The organism is Serratia sp. 4542 (assembly GCF_016805595.1).
GTDB lineage: Bacteria > Pseudomonadota > Gammaproteobacteria > Enterobacterales > Enterobacteriaceae > Serratia > Serratia nevei.
In genome coordinates, this window is record NZ_RXKV01000005.1 from 88,862 (window position 1) to 109,751 (window position 20,890).

Annotated in this window: 17 protein-coding genes; 10 read left to right on the forward strand and 7 right to left on the reverse strand. The window is 61.2% G+C overall.

Annotation, left to right across the window (positions count from 1 at the left end; translation table 11 throughout):
- Positions 1-91: 91 nt before the first annotated feature.
- From ulaA to EKL15_RS06405, 6 genes are read left to right on the forward strand one after another with little or no spacing between them, the layout of a single operon-like run.
- The gene (gene ulaA, locus EKL15_RS06380) at positions 92-1,489 is read left to right on the forward strand and encodes a PTS ascorbate transporter subunit IIC (RefSeq protein WP_060424498.1); all 1,398 of its coding nucleotides are present in this window, start codon (positions 92-94) and stop codon (positions 1,487-1,489) included.
- Between the two features lie 14 nt (positions 1,490-1,503).
- Positions 1,504-1,812, forward strand: a complete 309-nt coding sequence (gene ulaB / locus EKL15_RS06385) for a PTS ascorbate transporter subunit IIB (RefSeq protein WP_060441396.1) — start codon at positions 1,504-1,506, stop codon at positions 1,810-1,812.
- 10 nt (positions 1,813-1,822) lie between these two features.
- On the forward strand, positions 1,823-2,293 hold the full coding sequence (gene ulaC, locus EKL15_RS06390) for a PTS ascorbate transporter subunit IIA (protein ID WP_047729674.1): 471 nt from the start codon (positions 1,823-1,825) through the stop codon (positions 2,291-2,293).
- Positions 2,294-2,305: 12 nt separating this feature from the next.
- A complete protein-coding gene (locus tag EKL15_RS06395; RefSeq protein ID WP_060441395.1) occupies positions 2,306-2,962 on the forward strand; it encodes a 3-keto-L-gulonate-6-phosphate decarboxylase UlaD in 657 nt (218 codons plus the stop codon).
- Between the two features lie 9 nt (positions 2,963-2,971).
- Entirely contained in the window at positions 2,972-3,826 is an 855-nt protein-coding gene (locus tag EKL15_RS06400) for an L-ribulose-5-phosphate 3-epimerase (protein ID WP_100396761.1), read from the forward strand.
- A gap of 4 nt (positions 3,827-3,830) precedes the next feature.
- Positions 3,831-4,517: an L-ribulose-5-phosphate 4-epimerase gene (locus EKL15_RS06405; protein ID WP_100396800.1), complete on the forward strand. Its 687-nt coding sequence runs from the start codon at positions 3,831-3,833 to the stop codon at positions 4,515-4,517.
- A 3-nt stretch (positions 4,518-4,520) separates the two neighbouring features.
- On the opposite strand, the gene malT is transcribed toward EKL15_RS06405, so the two are convergent.
- Positions 4,521-7,235, reverse strand: a complete 2,715-nt coding sequence (malT, locus tag EKL15_RS06410) for an HTH-type transcriptional regulator MalT (protein ID WP_060424501.1) — start codon at positions 7,233-7,235, stop codon at positions 4,521-4,523.
- A 460-nt stretch (positions 7,236-7,695) separates the two neighbouring features.
- On the opposite strand from malT, the gene malP reads away from it, so the two are divergent.
- Complete coding sequence (malP, locus tag EKL15_RS06415) at positions 7,696-10,101, forward strand: maltodextrin phosphorylase (RefSeq protein WP_055311831.1); 2,406 nt, start codon at positions 7,696-7,698, stop codon at positions 10,099-10,101.
- A gap of 9 nt (positions 10,102-10,110) precedes the next feature.
- Complete coding sequence (gene malQ / locus EKL15_RS06420; protein WP_100396760.1) at positions 10,111-12,201, forward strand: 4-alpha-glucanotransferase; 2,091 nt, start codon at positions 10,111-10,113, stop codon at positions 12,199-12,201.
- Positions 12,202-12,270: 69 nt separating this feature from the next.
- Here the strand turns inward: malQ and nfuA are convergent, their stop codons facing one another.
- Both nfuA and gntX read right to left on the reverse strand, forming a co-directional pair.
- Complete coding sequence (nfuA, locus tag EKL15_RS06425) at positions 12,271-12,846, reverse strand: Fe-S biogenesis protein NfuA (RefSeq protein ID WP_033631902.1); 576 nt, start codon at positions 12,844-12,846, stop codon at positions 12,271-12,273.
- A gap of 58 nt (positions 12,847-12,904) precedes the next feature.
- Entirely contained in the window at positions 12,905-13,588 is a 684-nt protein-coding gene (gntX, locus tag EKL15_RS06430; RefSeq protein ID WP_100396759.1) for a DNA utilization protein GntX, read from the reverse strand.
- A gap of 40 nt (positions 13,589-13,628) precedes the next feature.
- On the opposite strand from gntX, the gene bioH reads away from it, so the two are divergent.
- On the forward strand, positions 13,629-14,399 hold the full coding sequence (bioH, locus tag EKL15_RS06435) for a pimeloyl-ACP methyl ester esterase BioH (RefSeq protein WP_064290858.1): 771 nt from the start codon (positions 13,629-13,631) through the stop codon (positions 14,397-14,399).
- 270 nt (positions 14,400-14,669) lie between these two features.
- Complete coding sequence (locus EKL15_RS06440) at positions 14,670-14,954, forward strand: YdgH/BhsA/McbA-like domain containing protein (RefSeq protein WP_049202818.1); 285 nt, start codon at positions 14,670-14,672, stop codon at positions 14,952-14,954.
- 41 nt (positions 14,955-14,995) lie between these two features.
- Here EKL15_RS06440 and EKL15_RS06445 read toward each other — a convergent pair whose 3' ends face one another.
- From EKL15_RS06445 to EKL15_RS06460, 4 genes are all read right to left on the reverse strand, one after another.
- Positions 14,996-15,235 carry a FeoC-like transcriptional regulator gene (locus EKL15_RS06445; RefSeq protein ID WP_048232091.1) on the reverse strand — a complete coding sequence of 80 codons (240 nt, stop codon included), beginning with the start codon at positions 15,233-15,235 and terminating at the stop codon, positions 14,996-14,998.
- Entirely contained in the window at positions 15,235-17,550 is a 2,316-nt protein-coding gene (gene feoB / locus EKL15_RS06450; RefSeq protein WP_100396757.1) for a Fe(2+) transporter permease subunit FeoB, read from the reverse strand. Before feoB ends, EKL15_RS06445 begins: the two co-directional genes overlap by 1 nt.
- 72 nt (positions 17,551-17,622) lie before the next feature.
- Positions 17,623-17,847: a ferrous iron transporter A gene (feoA, locus tag EKL15_RS06455; RefSeq protein ID WP_038878234.1), complete on the reverse strand. Its 225-nt coding sequence runs from the start codon at positions 17,845-17,847 to the stop codon at positions 17,623-17,625.
- A 606-nt stretch (positions 17,848-18,453) separates the two neighbouring features.
- Positions 18,454-20,787 carry a Tex family protein gene (locus EKL15_RS06460; RefSeq protein WP_060424511.1) on the reverse strand — a complete coding sequence of 778 codons (2,334 nt, stop codon included), beginning with the start codon at positions 20,785-20,787 and terminating at the stop codon, positions 18,454-18,456.
- Between the last annotated feature and the right edge of the window lie 103 nt (positions 20,788-20,890).

Sequence of the window (20,890 nt, forward strand, 5' to 3'; positions counted from 1 at the left end):
TCACAAATAATCATTTATGATCTTTTTGTGATTTATTGTGATTGGTATGGTGAAGGCGTTACCTGCATGCCAACCTTTTCGGGAGAGCCGTATGGAAACTCTTTACACCATATTCACCGTCTTTTTTAACCAGGTGATGACCAATGCACCGCTGCTGTTGGGGTTGGTTACGCTGTTGGGTTACACGTTGCTGCGCAAAAGCGCGGCGGTCATTATCAAAGGCACGATCAAAACCATTATCGGTTTCATGTTATTGCAGGCCGGCTCCGGCATCCTGACCGGCACGTTCAAACCCGTTGTGGCGAAGTTGTCCGAGGTATACGGCATCAACGGGGCGATTTCGGACACCTATGCCTCGATGATGGCCACCATCGAACGTATGGGGGACGCCTATAGTTGGGTCGGCTACGCGGTCTTGCTGGCATTGGCGCTGAACATACTCTACGTGTTGTTGAGGCGCATCACCGGCATCCGCACCATTATGCTCACTGGCCACATCATGTTTCAGCAGGTTGGGCTGATCGCGGTATTTTTCTACATTCTGGGTTACGGCATGTGGACGACGGTATTGTGCAGTGCGCTCTTGGCTTCACTGTACTGGGGCATCACCTCCAACATGATGTTCAAACCGACGCAGGCGGTAACGGAAAACAGCGGTTTCTCCATTGGGCACCAACAGCAGTTCGCTTCGTGGCTGGCATACAAGGCCGCACCGTATCTCGGTAAAAAAGAGGACAGCGTAGAAGATCTGAAGCTGCCCGGATGGCTGAACATTTTCCATGACAACATCGTGTCCACCGCCATCGTGATGACGCTGTTTTTCGGCATCATTCTGTGCTCGTTCGGCTTGGACACTCTGCAGGCGATGGCCGGTAAAACTCACTGGAGCATCTATATCCTGCAAACCGGGCTGATGTTCGCGGTGGCGATTTTCATCATCGTGCAGGGCGTGCGCATGTTCGTCGCCGAATTGACCGAGGCCTTTAACGGCATTTCCCAACGTCTGATCCCCGGCGCGGTACTGGCCATCGACTGTGCCGCCATTTATAGCTTCGCGCCCAACGCCGTGGTGTGGGGTTTTATGTGGGGCACCATCGGTCAACTGATCGCCGTCGGCATACTGTTAGCGCTTGGCTCTTCCATCATGATTATTCCCGGTTTCATTCCCATGTTCTTTTCTAACGCCACCATCGGCGTATTCGCTAACCACTTTGGTGGCTGGCGCGCGGCGATGAAGATCTGTCTGGTGATGGGAATGATAGAGATCTTCGGCTGCGTGTGGGCCATCAAACTGACTGGGCTAAGTGCCTGGATGGGCATGGCGGACTGGTCGATTCTGGCGCCGCCACTGATGCAAGGGCTGAGTCTGGGCCTGTGGTTTATGGGCGTGGTGATCGTTATCGCCCTGCTGTACATGTTCTTCGCCGGACGCACCCTGCGTGCGGAAGAAGATGCTGAAAAACAATCGGTTGAATCGGCGTCACGTTAATAGGAGTGCAGATTATGACGGTACGAATCCTGGCGGTATGCGGTTGCGGACAAGGCAGTTCCATGATCATGAAAATGAAAGTCGACCAATTTTTAACGCAGCAAGGCGTGGATCATTCGGTCAACAGCTGTGCGGTGGGGGAATACAAATCCGAGTTGAATGGGGCTGACATCATCATTGCTTCCACCCATGTCGCGGATGAAATCGTCGTCAGCGGCAACAAATACGTGGTCGGGGTGCGCAATATGCTCTCGGCGGCGGACTTCGGCCCGAAGCTGATGGACGTCATCGGCGCGCATTTTCCGCAAGATTTGAAGCTGTGAGGAGCGAGTCATGAAGCTGAGCGATTCGTTGGCGCAGAATAACGCTATCCAACTGCAGGCGGAGGCTGCCGACTGGCGCCAGGCGGTGCGGCTGGGAGTCGATCTGCTGGTGGCCGCCGGCGTGGTGGAACCCCGCTATTTCGACGCCATTTTGGCCGGCGTCGAACGGCACGGCCCTTACTTCGTGCTGGCGCCGGGCCTGGCGATGCCGCACGGCCGGCCGGAGGAAGGGGTGCTGAAAACCGGCTTCGCCTTAGTCACCCTGAAGACGCCGGTGTGTTTCGGCGATGAGGACAACGATCCGATAGACATCTTGATCACCATGGCGGCGGTGGACGCCAAAACGCATCAGGAGGTGGGGATCATGCAAGTGGTGAACCTGTTTGAAGATGAGGCGAATTTCGATCGCTTGCGGGCCTGTCGCCACGCGAGCGAGGTATTGGCGTTGATCGACAAAACGTCTACGGCGGCGGCGAATTGAAGGAGACAACCAATGAACACGCATTTACCGATGTTGCAGGTGGCGCTGGATAATCTGTCCATGGCTGCGGCTTATGACACGACTCGCCTGATCGCGGCCGAAGTCGACATCATCGAAGTCGGCACTATTTTGTGCGTGGCGGAAGGCGTGCGAGCCGTACGCGATTTAAAAGCGCTGTATCCGGATCGCATCGTGTTGGCGGACGCAAAAATCGCCGATGCGGGTCAGATTTTGGCGCGAATGTGCTTCGAGGCGCATGCCGATTGGATCACGGTGATCTGCTGCGCCGATATCAATACGGCCAAGGGCGCGCTGCAGGTGGCACATGAGTTCGGTGGTGACGTGCAGATAGAACTGACGGGATTCTGGACCTGGGAACAGGCGCAGGCGTGGCGTGAAGCGGGAATTGGTCAGGTGGTGTATCACCGCAGCCGTGACGCGCAGGCGGCGGGGGTATCCTGGAGCGATGACGATATCCGCGCGGTTCGTCGCCTGAGCGAGATGGGTTTTAAGGTGACGGTCACCGGCGGACTGGCGCTGGAGGATTTGCCTCTGTTCCAAGGTATTCCCATCCATGTCTTTATCGCCGGGCGCAGCATTCGTGATGCCGCCGATCCGGTCGCGGCGGCGCGGGAATTTAAACGTGTCATCGCCCAGCGGTGGGGCTGAGGAGCGGTTATGTTGCACAAATCCGTGCCGTTGGGCATCTATGAGAAAGCGTTGCCGCCGGGCGAGGATTGGCTGACGCGCCTGCAACTGGCGGGTGAGTTGGGATTCGATTTCGTTGAAATGTCGATCGATGAAAGCGACGGCCGCCTGGCGCGGCTGGACTGGAGCGTTGAACAGCGGCTCGCGTTGGTTAGCGCCGTTGCGGCGAGCGGTGTGCGCGTGCCTTCTTTATGCCTCAGCGCCCACCGGCGTTTTCCGTTGGGCAGTGAAGACGACACGACGCGCGACCGGGGACTGGAGATCGTGCGAAAAGCTATTCGGCTGGCGCAGGATACCGGCATCCGGGTGATCCAACTGGCCGGGTATGACGTTTATTACCAGCAGTCTACTGCGCAGACCCGCACCCGTTTCCGCGCCGGATTGGTGCAGGCGGTAGAGATGGCTAGTCGTGCACAGGTCATGCTGGCGATGGAAATCATGGACTATCCGCTGATGAACTCGATCAGCAAGGCGCTGGGCTATGCCCACTACCTGAATAACCCGTGGTTTCAGCTGTACCCGGATATCGGCAACTTGTCTGCCTGGGACAACGATGTGCCGATGGAGCTCATGGCCGGGCGCGGACATATCGTGGCGGTACACGTTAAGGATACGCGGCCGGGGGAGTTTAAGAATGTACCGTTTGGCGAGGGCGTAGTGGATTTCGTACGCTGTTTCGAAACGTTGCTTGCGAGCGGCTATCGTGGTCCCTATCTGCTCGAGATGTGGAGCGAGAAAGCGAACGATCCGCTGCGGGCGGTGCGGGAGGCGCGTGCCTGGGTGGTTGAACGCATGGTCGAGGCCGGGTTGGAAATAAGGAGGTAGCATGCTGGAGCAACTGAAAAGTCAGGTGTACCGAGCCAATATGGCCTTGCCTGAGCACGGGCTGGTGACCTATACCTGGGGCAATGTCAGCGGCATCGATCGGGCCAGTGGGCTGGTGGTGATCAAACCCAGCGGCGTACCTTATGAAACGATGCGGGCTGAGGATATGGTGGTGGTGAATGCGCGAGGTGAGGTTGTTGAGGGGCAACTGCGGCCTTCGTCCGATACGCCGACGCATTTGGCGCTGTACCGGGCATTCCCTCAACTCGGCGGTGTGGTGCATACGCACTCCACCCATGCCACCGCCTGGGCGCAGGCAGGGGAAGCGATACCGGTGCTCGGCACCACCCACGCCGACTATTTTTCCGGCGATATTCCTTGTACCCGCGGGCTGACGGCAGAAGAGGTGGCGCGGGAATATGAGCTGAACACCGGTCGGGTTATTATCGAAACCCTGAAAGGGCGTGAACCGTTGCACATTCCCGGTATCCTGGCGTATCAGCATGGCCCGTTTAGTTGGGGAAGGACGCCGGATGAGGCGGTGCATAACGCCGTGGTGTTGGAGGCGGTGGCGAAAATGGCGTGGATCAGCCGGGGTATTAACCCCGGCCTAAGGCGGATCGATGACTATCTGCTGGAAAAGCATTTCAGCCGCAAACATGGCGCCGGCGCCTATTACGGCCAGCGCTGACTCTCAGGCGCCGTACCCCATCATCTTCAACAGCTGCTGCGCCTGCTGCACCGCTTCCTGGCGATGGGCCACGCCGAGCTTCTGGTACAGGTTGCGGATGTGCGTCTTGATGGTGGTGGCCGCCACGTCCAGCTCGCCGGCGATCTGGTCGTTGCTGTAGCCGGAATAGATCAGCCCCAGCACCTGCCATTCGCGCTGGGTGAGCGGGCTGGTGCGGATCAGCTCCGGCACCTGCGGATGGGTCAGCAGCTTATCGACGAAGTTTTCGTCAAAATGCGCGAACTTGTGCCGATGATGCTGGTTAATGTCGCGCAGGATGCGCTGGGCACGATGCTGTTCCAGCTCCGGCAGCGTGTTGAGTTGGATCAGCTGGCGCAGCTGCTGCGCCATCGCTTCGCCCTCGATGACGAAATGGCTGATAAAGCCGGTGCGGTTGGCCAGCGACAGCGCTTCGATCAACGCCTGCTGTGCTTCGCCCTTGCGCTCTTGCAGCCAGTACAGCTGGTTGCTGAGCAGCAGGTTGCGGTTGAGATCGCTCACCAGCCGCAGCCGGCGGGCGTTCTCGTTCAGTTCATCCAGCACCACGCCGGCCTCGTCATACTGGCCGAGCAGAATCTGCACCCGCGCGATGTTGCGCCACTGGCCCTGCGTGAAGTGGTTATCCGCCATACCGGGTTTTTCGGTGTGGCGCAGCCACTGGGCGGCGGCGGCGGTGTCGCCGGTCATCTGCCAGTGGATCACCCGAGACTTGTCGGTGTTGGTCAGCCAGTCGCGATGATAGTGGGCGCCGTGCAGCAGGGTTTCGCAGCGCTGCAGATGGGTATTGGCGTTGTCCAGATCGCCGCGCGCCAGCGAGCATTTGGCCAACATGGCGATGCACTGCAGCTGCTGCTGCGGTTGGTAGTTCGCCAGGATTTTCAGCCCGGTGCGCGCCGCGTCTTCCGCCTCGTCCAGCCGCGACCACGACCACAGGATCTGCGCGCGAATGCGCAGCAGGAATTCGTGCATTGGCAGCTGTTCCAGATGCTGTTCGCGGATCAGTTCGAACGCCTTGTCCTGGGTTTCGTAAGCGGCCTGCAGGAAGCCCTGGGCGATGAGGATTTCGCTCTGCTGCAGCAGCGCCCAGAGCGCGTAATGGTTGGCCTGATGGCGACGCGCCATCTGCTCGGTTTGCTGCATCATCGGCAGCGCGCGCGCCAGCTCGCCCTTGCAGTGGTGCACTTCGCCGGTCACCGAGGTGGCGACGATGCGGCTGTAATAGCTGGACAGCGGCAGGAATTTCAACGCTTCGGTCGCCAACCGTTCGGCCTCTTCCGGTTTGCCGGCGTTGATCGCCACCTGGGCGCGCAGGGCGTCGAACTCAGCGTGCAGCGTTTGGTCTATCTCGATTTTCTGTTCGCGCATGGTGCGCTCGGCACGCTCCAGCAGGGTGTTGACCTCGCCGTAGCGGTGCTGGCTCTGCGCCAGCCAGGCCTGCAGCAGCGCCAGCTTGGGATTCTGGATCAGGCGCTCATAGGGCAGCGCGTTGAGGCACTCTTCCAGCAAGGCCAGTTCGCTGTGGTGGAACAGCGACCAGGCGTGTTGCAGCAGGATATCGCGCAGCATGCTGACGTCGCTGGCCGCCAGCGCATGGTGAATGGCCTCTGCCGGATATCCCAGCGCCAGCCAGCCTTCGGCGGCGGCGCGGTGCAACCCCGGCAGCTCCAGCGCCAGTTCCCACTGGCAACGCTGGCGCAGGAAAGAGGCGAACAGCGGGTGGAAGTTGAACCATTCGCCGGTGTCGTCCATGCGGTGGATAAACAGCCCCTGACGCTCCAGCTCCTCCAGCCGCTGCTGGCCGTTGTCTTCACCGGTCAGCCGCACGATCAGCGCGTCGTTCATCGAGCGCAGCACCGAACAGCGCAGCAGGAAGGCGCGCGCATCGGCATCGACGTGATCCAGCACTTCGTCCACCAGGTAGTCGGACAGGTGACTGGCGTTCAGCCCCGCCAGGCGCTTGGCCGACAGCTGGGCCGACGAGGCGGACTGGCGGGCCGACAGCGCGATCAGCTGCAGCGCGGTGGCCCAGCCTTCGACTTCGTCGCACAGGCGGCTGCTGTCCTGCTGCTCCATCGGCGCCGCCAGGCGGCAGTCGAAGAACTGTTTGGCTTCCTGATGGGTAAACGCCAGCTGCTGCGTACCCATTTCCAGCAGCTGATCGCGCACCCGCAGATTGGCGATGCCGAGCGGCGGCAGGGTGCGCGAGAGCAGGATCAGCGTCAGGTTTTCCGGCTGATGGCGCAGGAAAAAGCGCATGGCTTCGTGGATGGCGTCGTTGGTGATCAGGTGGTAGTCGTCGATCACCAGGTACAGCGGCTGGTGCCAGTCGGCCAGCTCGATAAACAGCTGGGCGAACAGCGCCGACAGGCTGGCGTACTGATGCTTCTGGCTCAGTGCCTCGCTCTTGACGCAGCGGCCGCCGCTGGCCTGCTGCAGCGCGGCGATCAGGTAGCTGGCGAAGCGCTCCGGCTGGTTGTCGCTCTCATCCAGGGAATACCAGCCCAGATCGGCCTTGCCGGCCGCCCATTGGGCGATCAGCGTGGTTTTCCCGTATCCCGCCGGGCAATTGACCAGTGTCAGGCGATAGTTGCCCGCGCTGGCCAGTTTGGCCAGCAGGCGATCGCGGATCACGGTATTTTGCAGCCGTACCGGGCGGCTCAGTTTTGATGGGATCAGCATAGTATTCCAGGGTATAAATCGCGGTTCCCGCCGGGATTGGAGTGGCGCTAATTATTTTATGGTTCGTAATTAATAGCTCCCCCTAACTTCTGCCAACCCTAAACGTATTGCAACAAGCTTCCGCATCGGCTTGGAGTTAAGTTGCTATCGATCACACTTTTTTACGTTTGGCGCCGGCGCGCGGCGATGCGGTTGCAGATCGCATTTCCGGCCATGGACAAAACTTCAGCAGTGCGAATACTTGTGCTAACGTCATGGTTAACGTTCTCAGTGCTCGCCGCACGCGTTGGCGGGCTTTTTTGCATCGTTGCAAGGGAGTCAAAAAGTGCCTGAGATCACAATTCCAGCTACGCCCCAATCCTCCTCCCCAGCTAATCCCCAGGCGGGATGATGCCGTCAGGCTTTCTCACCGGCACGATAGCGGCAATTTGACCCACTTACTGGATAGAGAGTTTTCCTTATGTCACAGCCTACGCTCAAGAAGGATGCTTTTCTGGCGGCGCTTGCCCGCCAGTGGCAACGGTTCGGCCTCAGTTCCGCACAGCAGATGACGCAGCATCAATGGTGGGAAGCCGTCAGTGCGGCGCTGGCCGAGCAGTTGGCCGCGCAGCCGGCGCCGCGCAAAAGCGCCAAACCGCTGCGCCACGTGAACTACATCTCGATGGAGTTTCTGATCGGCCGGCTGACGGCGAACAACCTGATCAACCTGGGCTGGTACGACACCGTCGAGCAGGCGCTGGCGGAGCAGAACGTCAAGCTGGCGGATTTGCTGGAGCAGGAAACCGATCCGGCGCTGGGCAACGGCGGGCTGGGGCGCCTGGCGGCCTGTTTCCTCGACTCGATGGCGACGGTGGAGCAACCGGCCACCGGCTATGGGCTGAACTACCAGTACGGGCTGTTCCGCCAGTCGTTCCAGGGCGGGCAGCAGCAAGAGGCGCCGGATAACTGGCAGCGCGAGAGCTACCCGTGGTTCCGCCACAACGCCGCGCTGGCGGTGGACGTGGGCATCGGCGGCAAGCTGGAAAAGCAGGCCGACGGCCGCGAACTGTGGCGCCCGGCCTTCACCCTGCGCGGCGAAGCCTGGGATCTGCCGGTGCTGGGGTATCGCAACGGCGTGGCGCAGCCGCTGCGCCTGTGGCAGGCGACCCATCAGCATCCGTTCAACCTGAGCGATTTCAACGACGGCAAATTCCTGCAGGCGGAGAAGCAGGGCGTAGAAGCCGACAAGCTGACCAAGGTGCTCTACCCGAACGACAACCATCAGGCCGGCAAGCGCCTGCGCCTGATGCAGCAGTATTTCCAGTGCGCCTGCTCGGTGGCGGACATTTTGCGCAAGCACCATCAGGCCGGCCGCAAGATTGAAGAGCTGCCGAAGTACGAAGTGATCCAGCTGAACGACACCCACCCGACCATCGCCATTCCGGAAATGCTGCGCATTCTGCTGGACGAACACCAGCTGGAGTGGGAGGCGGCCTGGGCGATCACCAGCAACACCTTCGCCTATACCAACCACACCCTGATGCCGGAAGCGCTGGAGTGCTGGGATGAAAAACTGGTGCGCAGCCTGCTGCCGCGCCATTTCTCCATCATCAAACAGATCAACGCCAGGTTCAAAAAGCAGGTGGATAAGCACTGGCCGGGCGACGAGGCGGTGTGGGCCAAACTGGCGGTGCATCACAACAAGCAGGTGCGCATGGCCAACCTGTGCGTGGTCAGCGGCTTTGCAGTCAACGGCGTGGCTCAGCTGCACTCGGATCTGGTGGTGAAGGATCTGTTCCCGGAATATCACCAGCTGTGGCCGAACAAATTCCATAACGTCACCAACGGCATCACGCCGCGTCGCTGGTTGAAACAGTGCAACCCGGCGCTGTCGGGCCTGATCGACGAGACGCTGAAGGTGGAATGGGCGAACGATCTCGACGCGTTGCGCGGGCTGGAAAAATTCGCCGACGACGCGGCGTTCCGCCAGCGTTATCAGCAGATCAAACGCGACAACAAGGTGGCGCTAGCCCATTACGTGCACGGCGTGATGGGGTTGACGCTCGATCCGGACGCGATTTTCGACGTGCAGATCAAGCGTCTGCACGAGTACAAACGCCAGCACCTGAACCTGCTACACATCCTGTCGCTGTATCGCCAGCTGCGCGACAACCCGAATCTGGACATCGTGCCGCGCGTCTTCCTGTTCGGCGCCAAGGCGGCGCCGGGCTACTACCTGGCGAAAAACATCATTTACGCGATCAACCAGGCGGCCGAGAAGATCAATAACGATCCGTTGGTGAAAGATCGCCTGAAAGTGGCGTTCATTCCCGACTACCGCGTGTCGGTGGCCGAACTGATGATCCCGGCGGCGGATATCTCCGAGCAGATCTCCACCGCCGGTAAAGAGGCCTCCGGCACCGGCAACATGAAGCTGGCGCTGAACGGCGCGCTGACGGTCGGCACGCTGGACGGCGCCAACGTCGAAATCGCCGAGCAGGTGGGCGAAGACAATATCTTTATCTTCGGCAATACCGTGGAGCAGGTGAAGGCGATACTGGCGAAGGGCTACGATCCGCTCAGCTACCGCAAGAAAGACAAGCACCTGAAGGCGATTTTGGACGAGCTGGCGAGCGGCGCGTTCAGCCACGGCGACAAGCACGCGTTCGACATGATGCTGCACAGCCTGCTGGAAGGCGGCGATCCCTATCTGGTGCTGGCGGACTTCGCCTCGTACTGCCAGGCGCAGCGCCGGGTCGACGAACTGTACCGCGACCGGGACGAATGGACGCGGCGGACTATCCTTAACACTGCGCGCGTCGGCATGTTCAGCTCGGATCGCTCGATTCGCGATTACCAGCAGCGCATCTGGCAAGCCAAACGTTAAGGAGAGCGAATGGATCGTAAGCGTATCGATCAGGCGGCAGCGCAGGCGGGGATCGCTGCCGATTTCATCAATGCCCACGGCAAGCGGCAGGCGATTGAGCCGGAGACCAAGCGCAAGCTGCTGGCGGCCATGAACCGGGCCGATGCCGCGCAGGAAGGGGCGGCATCGCCGTTGCCGGCGGTTAAGGTGTTCTATCAGGGCGCGCCGCTGGCGCTGACCCCGGCGGGCGAAGGCGACTACCTGTGGGTGCTGCAGCGTGAAGACGGCGAATGCCTGCAGGGGCGCGTCGGCGCGCGCAAGACCCTGACGCTGCCCGGCGACCTGCCGGCGGGGTATCACCAATTGACGCTGAGCCAGGGCGCACGGCAGTGGCCATGCCGAGTGATCGTCGCGCCGAGGCGCTGCTTCGAGCCGGACGCCTTGCTGACCGGCAAGAAACTGTGGGGCGCCTGCGTTCAGCTGTATACGCTGCGTTCCGATCGCAACTGGGGCATCGGCGATTTCGGCGATCTGCGTCTGATGGTGGAGCAGGTGGGGGAGCGCGGCGGTGCCTTCGTCGGTCTCAATCCGATCCATGCGCTGTATCCGGCCAACCCGGAGAGCGCCAGCCCTTACAGCCCCTCGTCGCGCCGCTGGCTGAATCTGGCGTATATCGACGTCAACGCGGTGGAGGATTTCCAGCGCAGCGACGCAGCGCAGCGCTGGTGGCAGAAGCCGGCGACGCAGAAGCAGCTGGCCAAGGCGCGCGCCGCGGAGTGGGTGGATTACACCGCCGTGATGCAGCTGAAGCTGGCGGCGCTGAAGCTGACGTTCCCGCTGTTTCAGGCGCGCAAGCCGAACGACGCGCAGCGTCAGGCGTTCGAACGGTTCGTGACTGAGGGCGGCGACAGCCTGTATCAGCAGGCGGCGTTCGACGCACTGCATGCCCACCTGGCGGCCAAAGACGCCAGCCAGTGGGGATGGCCGGCCTGGCCCGAGGGCTATCGGCGGGGGCAGAGCGAAGCGGTGCGGCAGTTCTGCGACGAACATCAGGACGCGGTCCGCTTTTACCTGTGGCTGCAATGGCTGGCGGCCACGCAGTTTGCGCAGTGTTTTGAGCAGAGCCGGCAGCAGCAGATGCCGATTGGTCTGTATCGCGATCTGGCGGTCGGGGTGGCGGAAGGCGGGGCGGAAACCTGGTGCGACCGCGAGCTGTACTGCCTGAAAGCGTCGGTCGGCGCACCGCCGGACATCCTGGGGCCGCTGGGGCAAAACTGGGGCCTGCCGCCGATGGATCCGCACGTGATGGCGGCGCGCGGTTATCAGCCGTTCATCGATCTTTTGCGCGCCAACATGAGCAGCTGCGGCGCGCTGCGTATCGATCACGTCATGGCGCTGCTGCGGCTGTGGTGGATCCCTTATGGCGAAACCGCCGATCGCGGCGCCTACGTCAAATACCCGGTGGACGATCTGCTGGCGGTGCTGGCGCTGGAAAGCCAGCGCCACCGTTGCATGGTGATCGGCGAGGATCTCGGCACCGTGCCGGTAGAGATCGTCGGCAAGCTGCGCGACAGCGGCGTCTATTCCTACAAAGTGCTGTATTTCGAAAGCGACGGTGAACACCATTTCCGCGCGCCGCAGGCCTATCCGGTGCAGGCGATGGCGACCATCACTACCCACGATCTGCCGACGTTGCGCGGCTATTGGCAAAGCGGCGATCTGACGCTGGGCAACCGACTGGGGCTCTATCCGGACGCGGAGATCCTGCGGGCGCTGTTCGCCGATCGGGAACGCGCCAAGCAAGGGCTGCTGGACGGGTTGCATCGCTATGGCTGCGTGCCGCAGAAGGTGGGCAAGAGGGCGGCGCTGCTCGGCATGAGCCCGCTGCTTAACCGCGGCCTGCAGCGTTATGTCGCCGACAGCGCCAGCGCCCTGCTCGGCCTGCAGCCGGAAGACTGGCTGGACATGGCCAATCCGGTCAATATTCCCGGCACCAGTGACCAGTACCCTAACTGGCGGCGCAAGCTGACCCAAACGCTGGAGGAGATGTTCGCCGATCCGCGGATAAACCGGCTGCTGAAGGATTTGGACAAACGGCGGCGCAAGGTGTCGGTGGGCTAAAAACGACAATGCCGGAACGGGTTCCCCCTTCCGGCATTGTGTTATCTACCGTGGCGCGAGCGCCGGGTATCAGTAGTAAGAGTGCTCGCCGCGCTGGTGCTCGGTCAAATCACGCACGCCCTTCAGCTCCGGGAACTTCTGCAGCAGCTCTTTCTCGATGCCTTCTTTCAGCGTGACGTCGACCATCGAACAGCCGTTGCAACCGCCGCCGAACTGCAGGATCGCCATGTTGTCGTCGGTGATCTCCATCAGCGTCACGCGGCCGCCGTGGCCCGCCAGCTGTGGGTTGATCTGCGACTGCAGCACGTATTCCACGCGCTCCATCAGCGGCGCGTTGTCATCGACCTTGCGCATTTTGGCGTTCGGCGCCTTCAGCGTCAGCTGAGAACCCAGCTGGTCGGTCACGAAGTCGATTTCGGCGTCTTCCAGATACGGCGCGCTCAGCTCATCGACATAGGCGGACAGTTTGTCGAACTTCAGTTCGGTATCCGTCGCTTCTACCGCGTCCGGCGGGCAATAAGAGACACCGCATTCGGCCGTCGGCGTGCCCGGGTTGATCACGAATACGCGGATTTGGGTGCCTTCTTCTTGATTTGCCAGCAGTTTGGCAAAGTGTTCCTGTGCAGCATCTGTTATACGGATCATAGCATTAGCTCAATAGTTGACTTCTATAGTCGGTTATAATACGCCCATTGCCGTGGCACTACAACGTGCGGCAAACGCACCAGATCTGCACCGAGGCGGCGCCTTGCCGCCGCAGCAGCGCCGCGATCTCCGCGACGGTGCTGCCGGTGGTCACCACGTCATCCACCAGGGCGATATGCCGGCCGGCGACCGAGACGGTGCAGACGAACGCGCGCTGCAGATTGCGCCTGCGTGCTCCGGCGCTCAGCCGCTGTTGCAGGGCGGTCTTGCGTACCCGGCGCAAGGCGGCGGGCCGATAGGGGCAGCCCAGCCAGCGCGCCAGCGGCCGGGCCAGCAGATCGCTCTGGTTATAGCCGCGGCGCCAGCAGCGTGATGCATGCAAGGGTACCGCTAAAATCAGGTCGGGTCTGTTCAGATACTGCTCTCTGCGCGCCTGCTGCCAGCGCAACAGCATCATGCGCGCCAACGCCGGGGCCAGCTCGGGCGCGCGGTGAAACTTGAACCTCTTTACCAGTTGGCTGAGGGGCGCAACGTAGTCGCCGACGAACACCAGCCGTTGCCAGGGCGGCGGCCGTTGCAGGCAGCGGCCGCAGGGCGTTTGCGTCTCCCCGGCGGGCAACCCGCAGCGCGGGCAACACGGGGGGCTGGCCGGCAGATGGCGCAGGCAGCAGCTGCAGATGCCATGACGCATCAGGCTCAACGGCTGTCGGCATAGCCAACAGCGGCTGCGGATTGATAGCATAGAGCCTCCGAGACGGATAAGCATGAAAGGACAATAACCAATGACAGCGCTGTACTGGCAAACAATAGGTGAAGGCGAACGCGATCTTGTGCTGCTGCACGGCTGGGGATTGAACGCCGAAGTGTGGAGTTGCATTCAGGCGCGACTGGCGCCGCATTTTCGCCTGCACCTGGTCGATCTGCCGGGATACGGCCGCAGCCAGGGGTTCGGCGCCCTGTCGCTGGAGCAGATGACGGAAATTGTGCTGGCGGCCGCCCCGTCGCAGGCCTGGTGGCTAGGCTGGTCGCTCGGCGGGCTGGTGGCCAGCCAGGCGGCGTTGATGCAACCTGAGCGGCTCAAGGGCTTGATCACCGTGGCCTCTTCGCCTTGCTTTGCCGCCCGCGATGAGTGGCCGGGGATCCGCCCGGACGTGCTGAGCGGTTTTCAGCACCAGCTGAGCCTGGATTTCCAGCGCACCGTCGAGCGTTTTCTGGCGTTGCAGACGCTGGGCACCGAGAGCGCGCGTCAGGATGCGCGCCAGCTGAAAGCGGTGGTGCTCAACCAGCCGACGCCGAGCGTCGAGGTGTTGAACGGCGGGCTGGAGATCCTGCGCACCGCCGATCTGCGTGCGCCGTTGGCCGCGCTGGAGCTGCCGCTACTGCGTATTTACGGCTATCTGGACGGTCTGGTGCCGCGCAAGGTCGCCGAGCTGCTCGACGCGGCCTGGCCGAATTCTACGTCGCAGGTCGTGGCCAAAGCCGCCCATGCGCCGTTTATCTCTCATCCCGACGAATTTGTGACGATGATCGAAGCGTTTATTGCAGCACATTGAATGCGGCGGTAAAACGCACGATAGGGCGCGAAAAAAAACGCCGCTGGGTGGATAAAAGACAAAGCTGTTCGATACTTAGTGAGTCAATGCGTTGGCTGCAAAATGAAAAGACCGCGTGCGGCGCTTTTCATTTTGGCGTTTCGTCTCTGGGAAACAGGCCCCGTCAGGGAAAGCAACGAGGCCTGAGGATGTCGCGGCAGCCTGCTGTACTACGCATGGATTCTTGACGGCTTTCATAACAGATAAATTATCCATTGAGAGGTTAGTGTCATGAAATCATTGAAGATGATTATTGCAGCGGCAGTGCTGGGTTCGGTGTCTTTCGGCTCCATGGCGGCAACCCTGCTGACCAAGGAAGATCTGGATAAGAACCCGGGTAAATACGAGAAGATCGGCACCGTGACCACCACGGCGCAGACCACCTCGCCGATGGATGCCAAGGATGAGCTGTCCAAACTGGCGGACGAAAAGGGCGGTCAATACTACGTGATCCTGGCAGGCCGCGAGCACGGTAAATTCAGCGCCATCGCTGAAGTTTACAAAGACAAGCAATAAGCCTTCAACGGCAAGGGGCGCCGCTGCGGCGCCCCTGATCGTTAGGCCTTCAGCCGGTAGAAAACCGTGCTGCACCCCTGGCCCTGCGGGCAGCCTTTGCAACTGCCGCTCAGACAGGCGCCGTCATCCTGTTCGATACGCTCTACTTTTCCCATCGCCGCCAAACGGTCCAGCATCGCCTGCACCAACGGCAGCGGCGTCGCCAGCGATTGGCTGAGCTGCTGTGCCTGAGCGCTGCCAAGCAGCGCCAGCGCATCGCGCACCTGCAGCAGCCCGGCCATCAGTGACAGCTCCCCTTGGCGCCCTGGCAACAGGCCGCCGGCGTAGCGTTGCCCAGGCGCACCGTAACGCGGCTGCGCGCCCGGCGCAGGCCGAACAGCACCAGCAGGTTCACCGCCAACACCACCAGGATCGCCGTCAGGCTGTACTGTGGGTGTTGGTTGAAGGTGGCCACCTGGTAGAACAGCGTCGCCAGCGAGTAGGCTACGTTCAGCCCCCACAGAATAGAGAAGGTCATCCAGCCGCGGCTCGATTCACGAGCGATGGCGCCCATCACCGAGACGCAAGGCACATACAGCAGCACGAAGATCAGGTAGCTGTAAGCGGAGATACCGGAGCCGAATTTGCTGCTCATTACGCCCATCGAGCCGACACCCATCTCGCCGTCGCCCTTGCTGGCTTCGATTGGGTTGGAGAGCACGCTCAGGCTGAAGGTGTTTTTCAGGCCGTCCCAGGTTTCGTTCAGCGCGCCGCCCAGCTCATTGAGCAGGTTGAAGTTGGCGGCGTCGAACGCCTCTTTGTTGATGTGCTCGGCGGTGTACAGCGTGTTCAGCGTGCCGACCACCACTTCTTTCGCCATCGCGCCGGTCACCAGACCGACGGTGGCCTGCCAGTTATCGCTGTGGACGCCCATCGGCTGCAGCAGCGGCGTCAACACCTTGGAGACCGAGGCCAGCGCGGAGTCGTTGATATTGTCGACCGTCTTGCCGCTGAACGAGAAGCTGTTCAGGCCGCCGATGAACATGCTGGCCACCACGATCACCTTACCGGCGCGCAGCACGAAGCCTTTCAGCCGCTGCCAGGTTTGCAGCAGCAGGCTTTTCAGGTGCGGCACGTGGTAGACCGGCAGCTCCATCACGAACGGCGAGGCCTCGCCACGCATGATGGTGTATTTGAGCACCAGACCGGTGAGGATCGCCACCGCAATGCCGAGCATGTACAGCGAGAACACCACCCCGGCGCCGTCCTGGCCGAAGAAGGCGGCGGCGAACACCGCAAAGATCGCCAGACGGGCACCGCATGACATGAACGGCGCCATCATGATGGTGATCAAGCGCTCACGCTGGGCGTCCAGCGTCCGGGCACCCATGATGGACGGCACGTTACAGCCGAAGCCGACGATCAGCGGCACGAAGGATTTGCCCGGCAGCCCGAGCGCCTGCATCAGACGGTCCATCACGAACGCCGCGCGCGCCATGTAGCCGGAATCCTCCAGGAAGGACAGGAACAGGTACATCATGCCGATCTGTGGCACCAGCGGCAGCACGGTGTTGATACCACCGCCGATGCCCTGCGCCAGGAAAACGGTCAGCCAGTCGGGGAAGTGCAGGGTGTAGCCGAGCCACTGAATGCCCTGAATGAAGATCGCCGCCGAGCCGATATCGAAGATCGGCTGCAGCGCGCCACCGATGTTGATCGCCAGCAGGAACATCAGGTACATCACCAGCAGGAAGATCGGCACGCCCAGCCAGCGGTTGAGGATCACTTTATCCAGCATCTCGGTCAGGCGGTTGGGCATCGCCTGCTGCGAGTTGCTGACCGCGTCGCACAGGGCGGCGATAGACTGGTAGCGCGCGTCGGCGATCACCAGCGCCGGGTCTTCTTGCTGCTGCTGTTGCAACGCCTGGGTGGCTGCAGGCAGCAGTGCGACGGCGGGGCCGGCCAGCCGGTGGCTGTAGATGTCGCCTTCCAGCATCTGCAGCGCCAGCCAGCGGCGCTGTACTGCCGGCAGCGTTTGCGGCATGGCGTCGCTCAGCGTGGCGACCTCTTTCAGCAACCGCGGCGGATAGTTCACCAGCGCCTGCTGTTCGTTGATGTGGTGATTGTCGATCATCTGTTTCAGCACGCCGATGCCGTCGGCGCGGGTGGAGACCATCGGCACCACCGGGCAGCCGAGGCGCGCCGACAGCGCGGCGACGTCGATATCGATATGCTGGCTTGTGGCGATGTCGAGCATGTTCAGCGCCACGATGCAGGGAATGCCCAGCTCCAGCAGCTGCAGCGTCAGATAGAGGTTGCGCTCCAGGTTGGAGGCGTCGACCACGTTGATCAGCAGATCGGCGTCGCCGCTCAAAATGTAGTGGCAGGCGATCTGCTCATCGAGCGAGGTTTGCTCTGAAATGGTGGTCAGGGAATAGGTGCCCGGCAAATCGACCAGCCGCACGTCGGACTGCGGGGTCGTGAAATGGCCTTCTTTGCGTTCGACCGTCACGCCCGCCCAGTTGCCGACCCGTTGGCGTGCGCCGGTCAGCTGGTTGAACAGCGTGGTTTTGCCGGAGTTCGGGTTACCGATTAAGCCGATGGTGAGTTTTTTCATAGTTCAGCGTGTCGTCTTCAAGGAGAACAGCGCCGGCGCAAGGGCGCGTCGGCAAACGGAGGGCGTGCCGGCTCAGGACTGGCCGTCGAGCTGCAGCAGCGCCAGATCCTTCCTGCGCAGCACCAGGCTGACGCGGCGAGTTTTAATTTCTATCGGATCGCCCAGCGGCGCGACGCGCACCACGTCGAACGAAGAGCCGGGCAGCATGCCGAGCGATAACAGTTTCTGGCGGTAGGCCGGCGCAATTTCACCGGAAAAGCCGACAATCTTATACGTGCGTTTAGGTTGAAGCTGCATGTGATTAACCTTCCGGGTGCCGATGAACATCGGGCTGATGATAATTGGACGTTGCCGGCGAAAATGCCACGCCGTCGGCGGTATTCATCCATAAGGTCATGCAATAAAGTGAGCGCAAATAATAGTAATTATCATTATCGCGTTCAATACAAAAAGTAAGGGTATTGTAACCAATTATTATGGCGACGACAGTTTTTGATGGCGTTGCCTTTATTAATGACGTTTTACCACCGCTGGCGAGCGGGAACAAATGAGAATGGCGAGTTAAATCAGTTACGTATTTGTAGCCGAGTTTTCTCGTTTGCAAACTTCGAGGGCTTTTTCCCTTTATTTATTTCCGTCGAAAGGCAATTCAATAACATTATTCCGGCGTAATGCGAGCGGTAACCATTTGTGTTTCGTTCACAATTCGCGAGATGAAACAGGCGTGTTAACGAAGTTGTTAATAAATGGCTGCGGAGAGGATTTTTATTGCCTGAATAATGGGAGGACGGTCACGCAGGAACGGGACATAAAAAGATGACGGTTTATTGAGACGGGTCAAAAAATGCCGCAGGTTTTATTCATCAGAAAGGGCGGAGCAGGCTCCGCCCTGTCGGTTCCGACTTAGCGTTTCTTGCCGAATGCCGCCGCCAGCGCGTCGCCCATGGCGCTGTTGCCGGCCGGCGCCGCGTTGCGCGGTTTGGCCTTGTTGGCACCCGCCGAACGGCTGGCGTTGTCGCGTGTCTGCGCTGGCGCGTTGCCGCCGCGGCGCGGTGAACCTTCGCCCGGCTGTTCATCCAGGCGCATGCTCAGCGCGATGCGTTTACGCTGCAGATCGACTTCCATCACCTTCACTTTGACGATGTCGCCGGCCTTCACCACGGTGTGCGGATCTTCAACGAACTTGTCCGCCAGCGAGGAGATGTGCACCAGGCCGTCCTGATGCACGCCGATATCCACGAAGGCCCCGAAGTTGGTGACGTTGGTGACCGACCCTTCCAGGATCATGCCCACCTGCAGATCGTTGAGGGTTTCCACCCCTTCGGCAAAGGTCGCGGTTTTGAACTCCGGGCGCGGATCGCGGCCCGGTTTCTCCAGCTCTTTCAGGATATCGGTGACCGTCGGTACGCCGAACTTGTCGTCGGTGAAATCGACCGCTTTCAGGCTGCGCACCGCCGAAGCGTTGCCCATCAGGTCCTGCAGCGCCTGCTCGGTGGCGACCAGAATGCGCTGCACCACCGGGTAGGCTTCCGGGTGAACGGTGGAAGCGTCCAGCGGGTTGTCGCCGTGGTTGATGCGCAGGAAGCCGGCGCACTGTTCGAAGGCCTTTGGCCCCAGGCGGCTGACCTTCAGCAGCTGTTCACGGTTGCTGAAGCGGCCGTTCTCGTCGCGCCAGTTGACGATATTTTGCGCCATCATGCGCGTCAGGCCGGCCACGCGTGTCAGCAACGGCACCGACGCGGTGTTCAGATCGACGCCGACGGCGTTCACGCAGTCTTCCACCACCGAGTCCAGCTTCTTCGCCAGCTGGCTCTGGCTGACGTCGTGCTGATACTGGCCGACGCCGATGGATTTCGGGTCGATCTTCACCAGCTCCGCCAGCGGATCCTGCAGGCGACGAGCGATGGACACCGCGCCGCGCAGCGACACGTCGAGATCCGGGAATTCCAGCGCCGCCAGTTCGGACGCGGAATACACCGATGCGCCCGCTTCGCTGACGATCACTTTCTGCGCCCGGACCTCGGCGAACTGCTTTTGCAGGTCGAGATAAAAGCGCTCGGTTTCACGCGAGGCGGTGCCGTTGCCGATGGCCACCAGCTCCACGTTATGTTTGATACACAGTGCCGCGACGATGGCGGCGGCTTTGGCCGCTTGCCCGGTGTGTGGGTAGACGGTGTCGGTGGCGACCAGCTTGCCGGTCGCGTCGACCACAGCGACTTTCACCCCGGTGCGCAGGCCCGGATCGAGGCCCATGGTGGCGCGCATGCCGGCCGGCGCGGCCATCAGCAGATCGTGCATGTTGCGGGCGAACACGTTGATCGCTTCGTCTTCCGCGCGTTCGCGCACCGTGCCCATCAGCTCGGTTTCCAGGTGCAGCAGCACCTTGATGCGCCAGGTCCAGTTGACCACTGCCTTGCGCCAGGCGTCGGCCGGGGCGTTGTTCAGGCGCAGGTTGAGGTGATTAATGATGATCAGCTCCGCCTGGCTTTCGCGCGGCGCTTCCTCAAACTGCGGATCGGCGTTCAGCGCCAGCTGCAGCACGCCTTCGTTGCGGCCGCGGAACATCGCCAGCGCGCGGTGCGAAGGCACCTGAGAAATCGGTTCGTGATGATCGAAATAGTCGCGGAACTTGGCGCCTTCTTCTTCCTTGCCCTCGACCACTTTGGACACCAGATGGGCATTTTTCCACAGGTAGTCGCGCACCTTGGCCAGCAGCGTGGCGTCTTCGGCGAAGCGCTCCATCAGGATATAGCGCGCGCCGTCGAGGGCGGCTTTGACGTCCGCCACGCCCTTGTCGGCATCGACGTAGCGTTCAGCCAGCTGTTCCGGCTGCTGTTGCGGATCCTGCCACAGCGCGTCCGCCAGCGGTTCCAGACCGGCCTCGATGGCGATCTGGCCGCGGGTGCGGCGCTTCGGTTTGTACGGCAGGTAGAGGTCTTCGAGTTCGGTCTTGCTCAGCGTGGCGTTGATCGCCCCCGCCAGTTGTTCGGTCAGTTTGCCCTGTTCATCGATCGACTTCAGGATGGTCTGGCGACGATCTTCCAGTTCACGCAGATAACCCAGGCGGGTTTCCAGCTGGCGCAGTTGGGTGTCGTCCAGGCCCCCGGTGACTTCCTTACGATAGCGTGCAATAAAGGGCACGGTATTACCTTCATCCAGCAGACGGATGGCGGAGTCGACTTGCTCCGGCCGGGCCTGCAGTTCTGTTGCAATAATGCGGCTCAGTGGGTCATTCATAGGTCTGGTATCTGTATTGAGAACGGTGAATAAACAGGGGACAGTTATACGGATTGATCGCGGAAAATGCCAGCGGAGCGGGCCGCCGCCGCGCGGCCGCGGC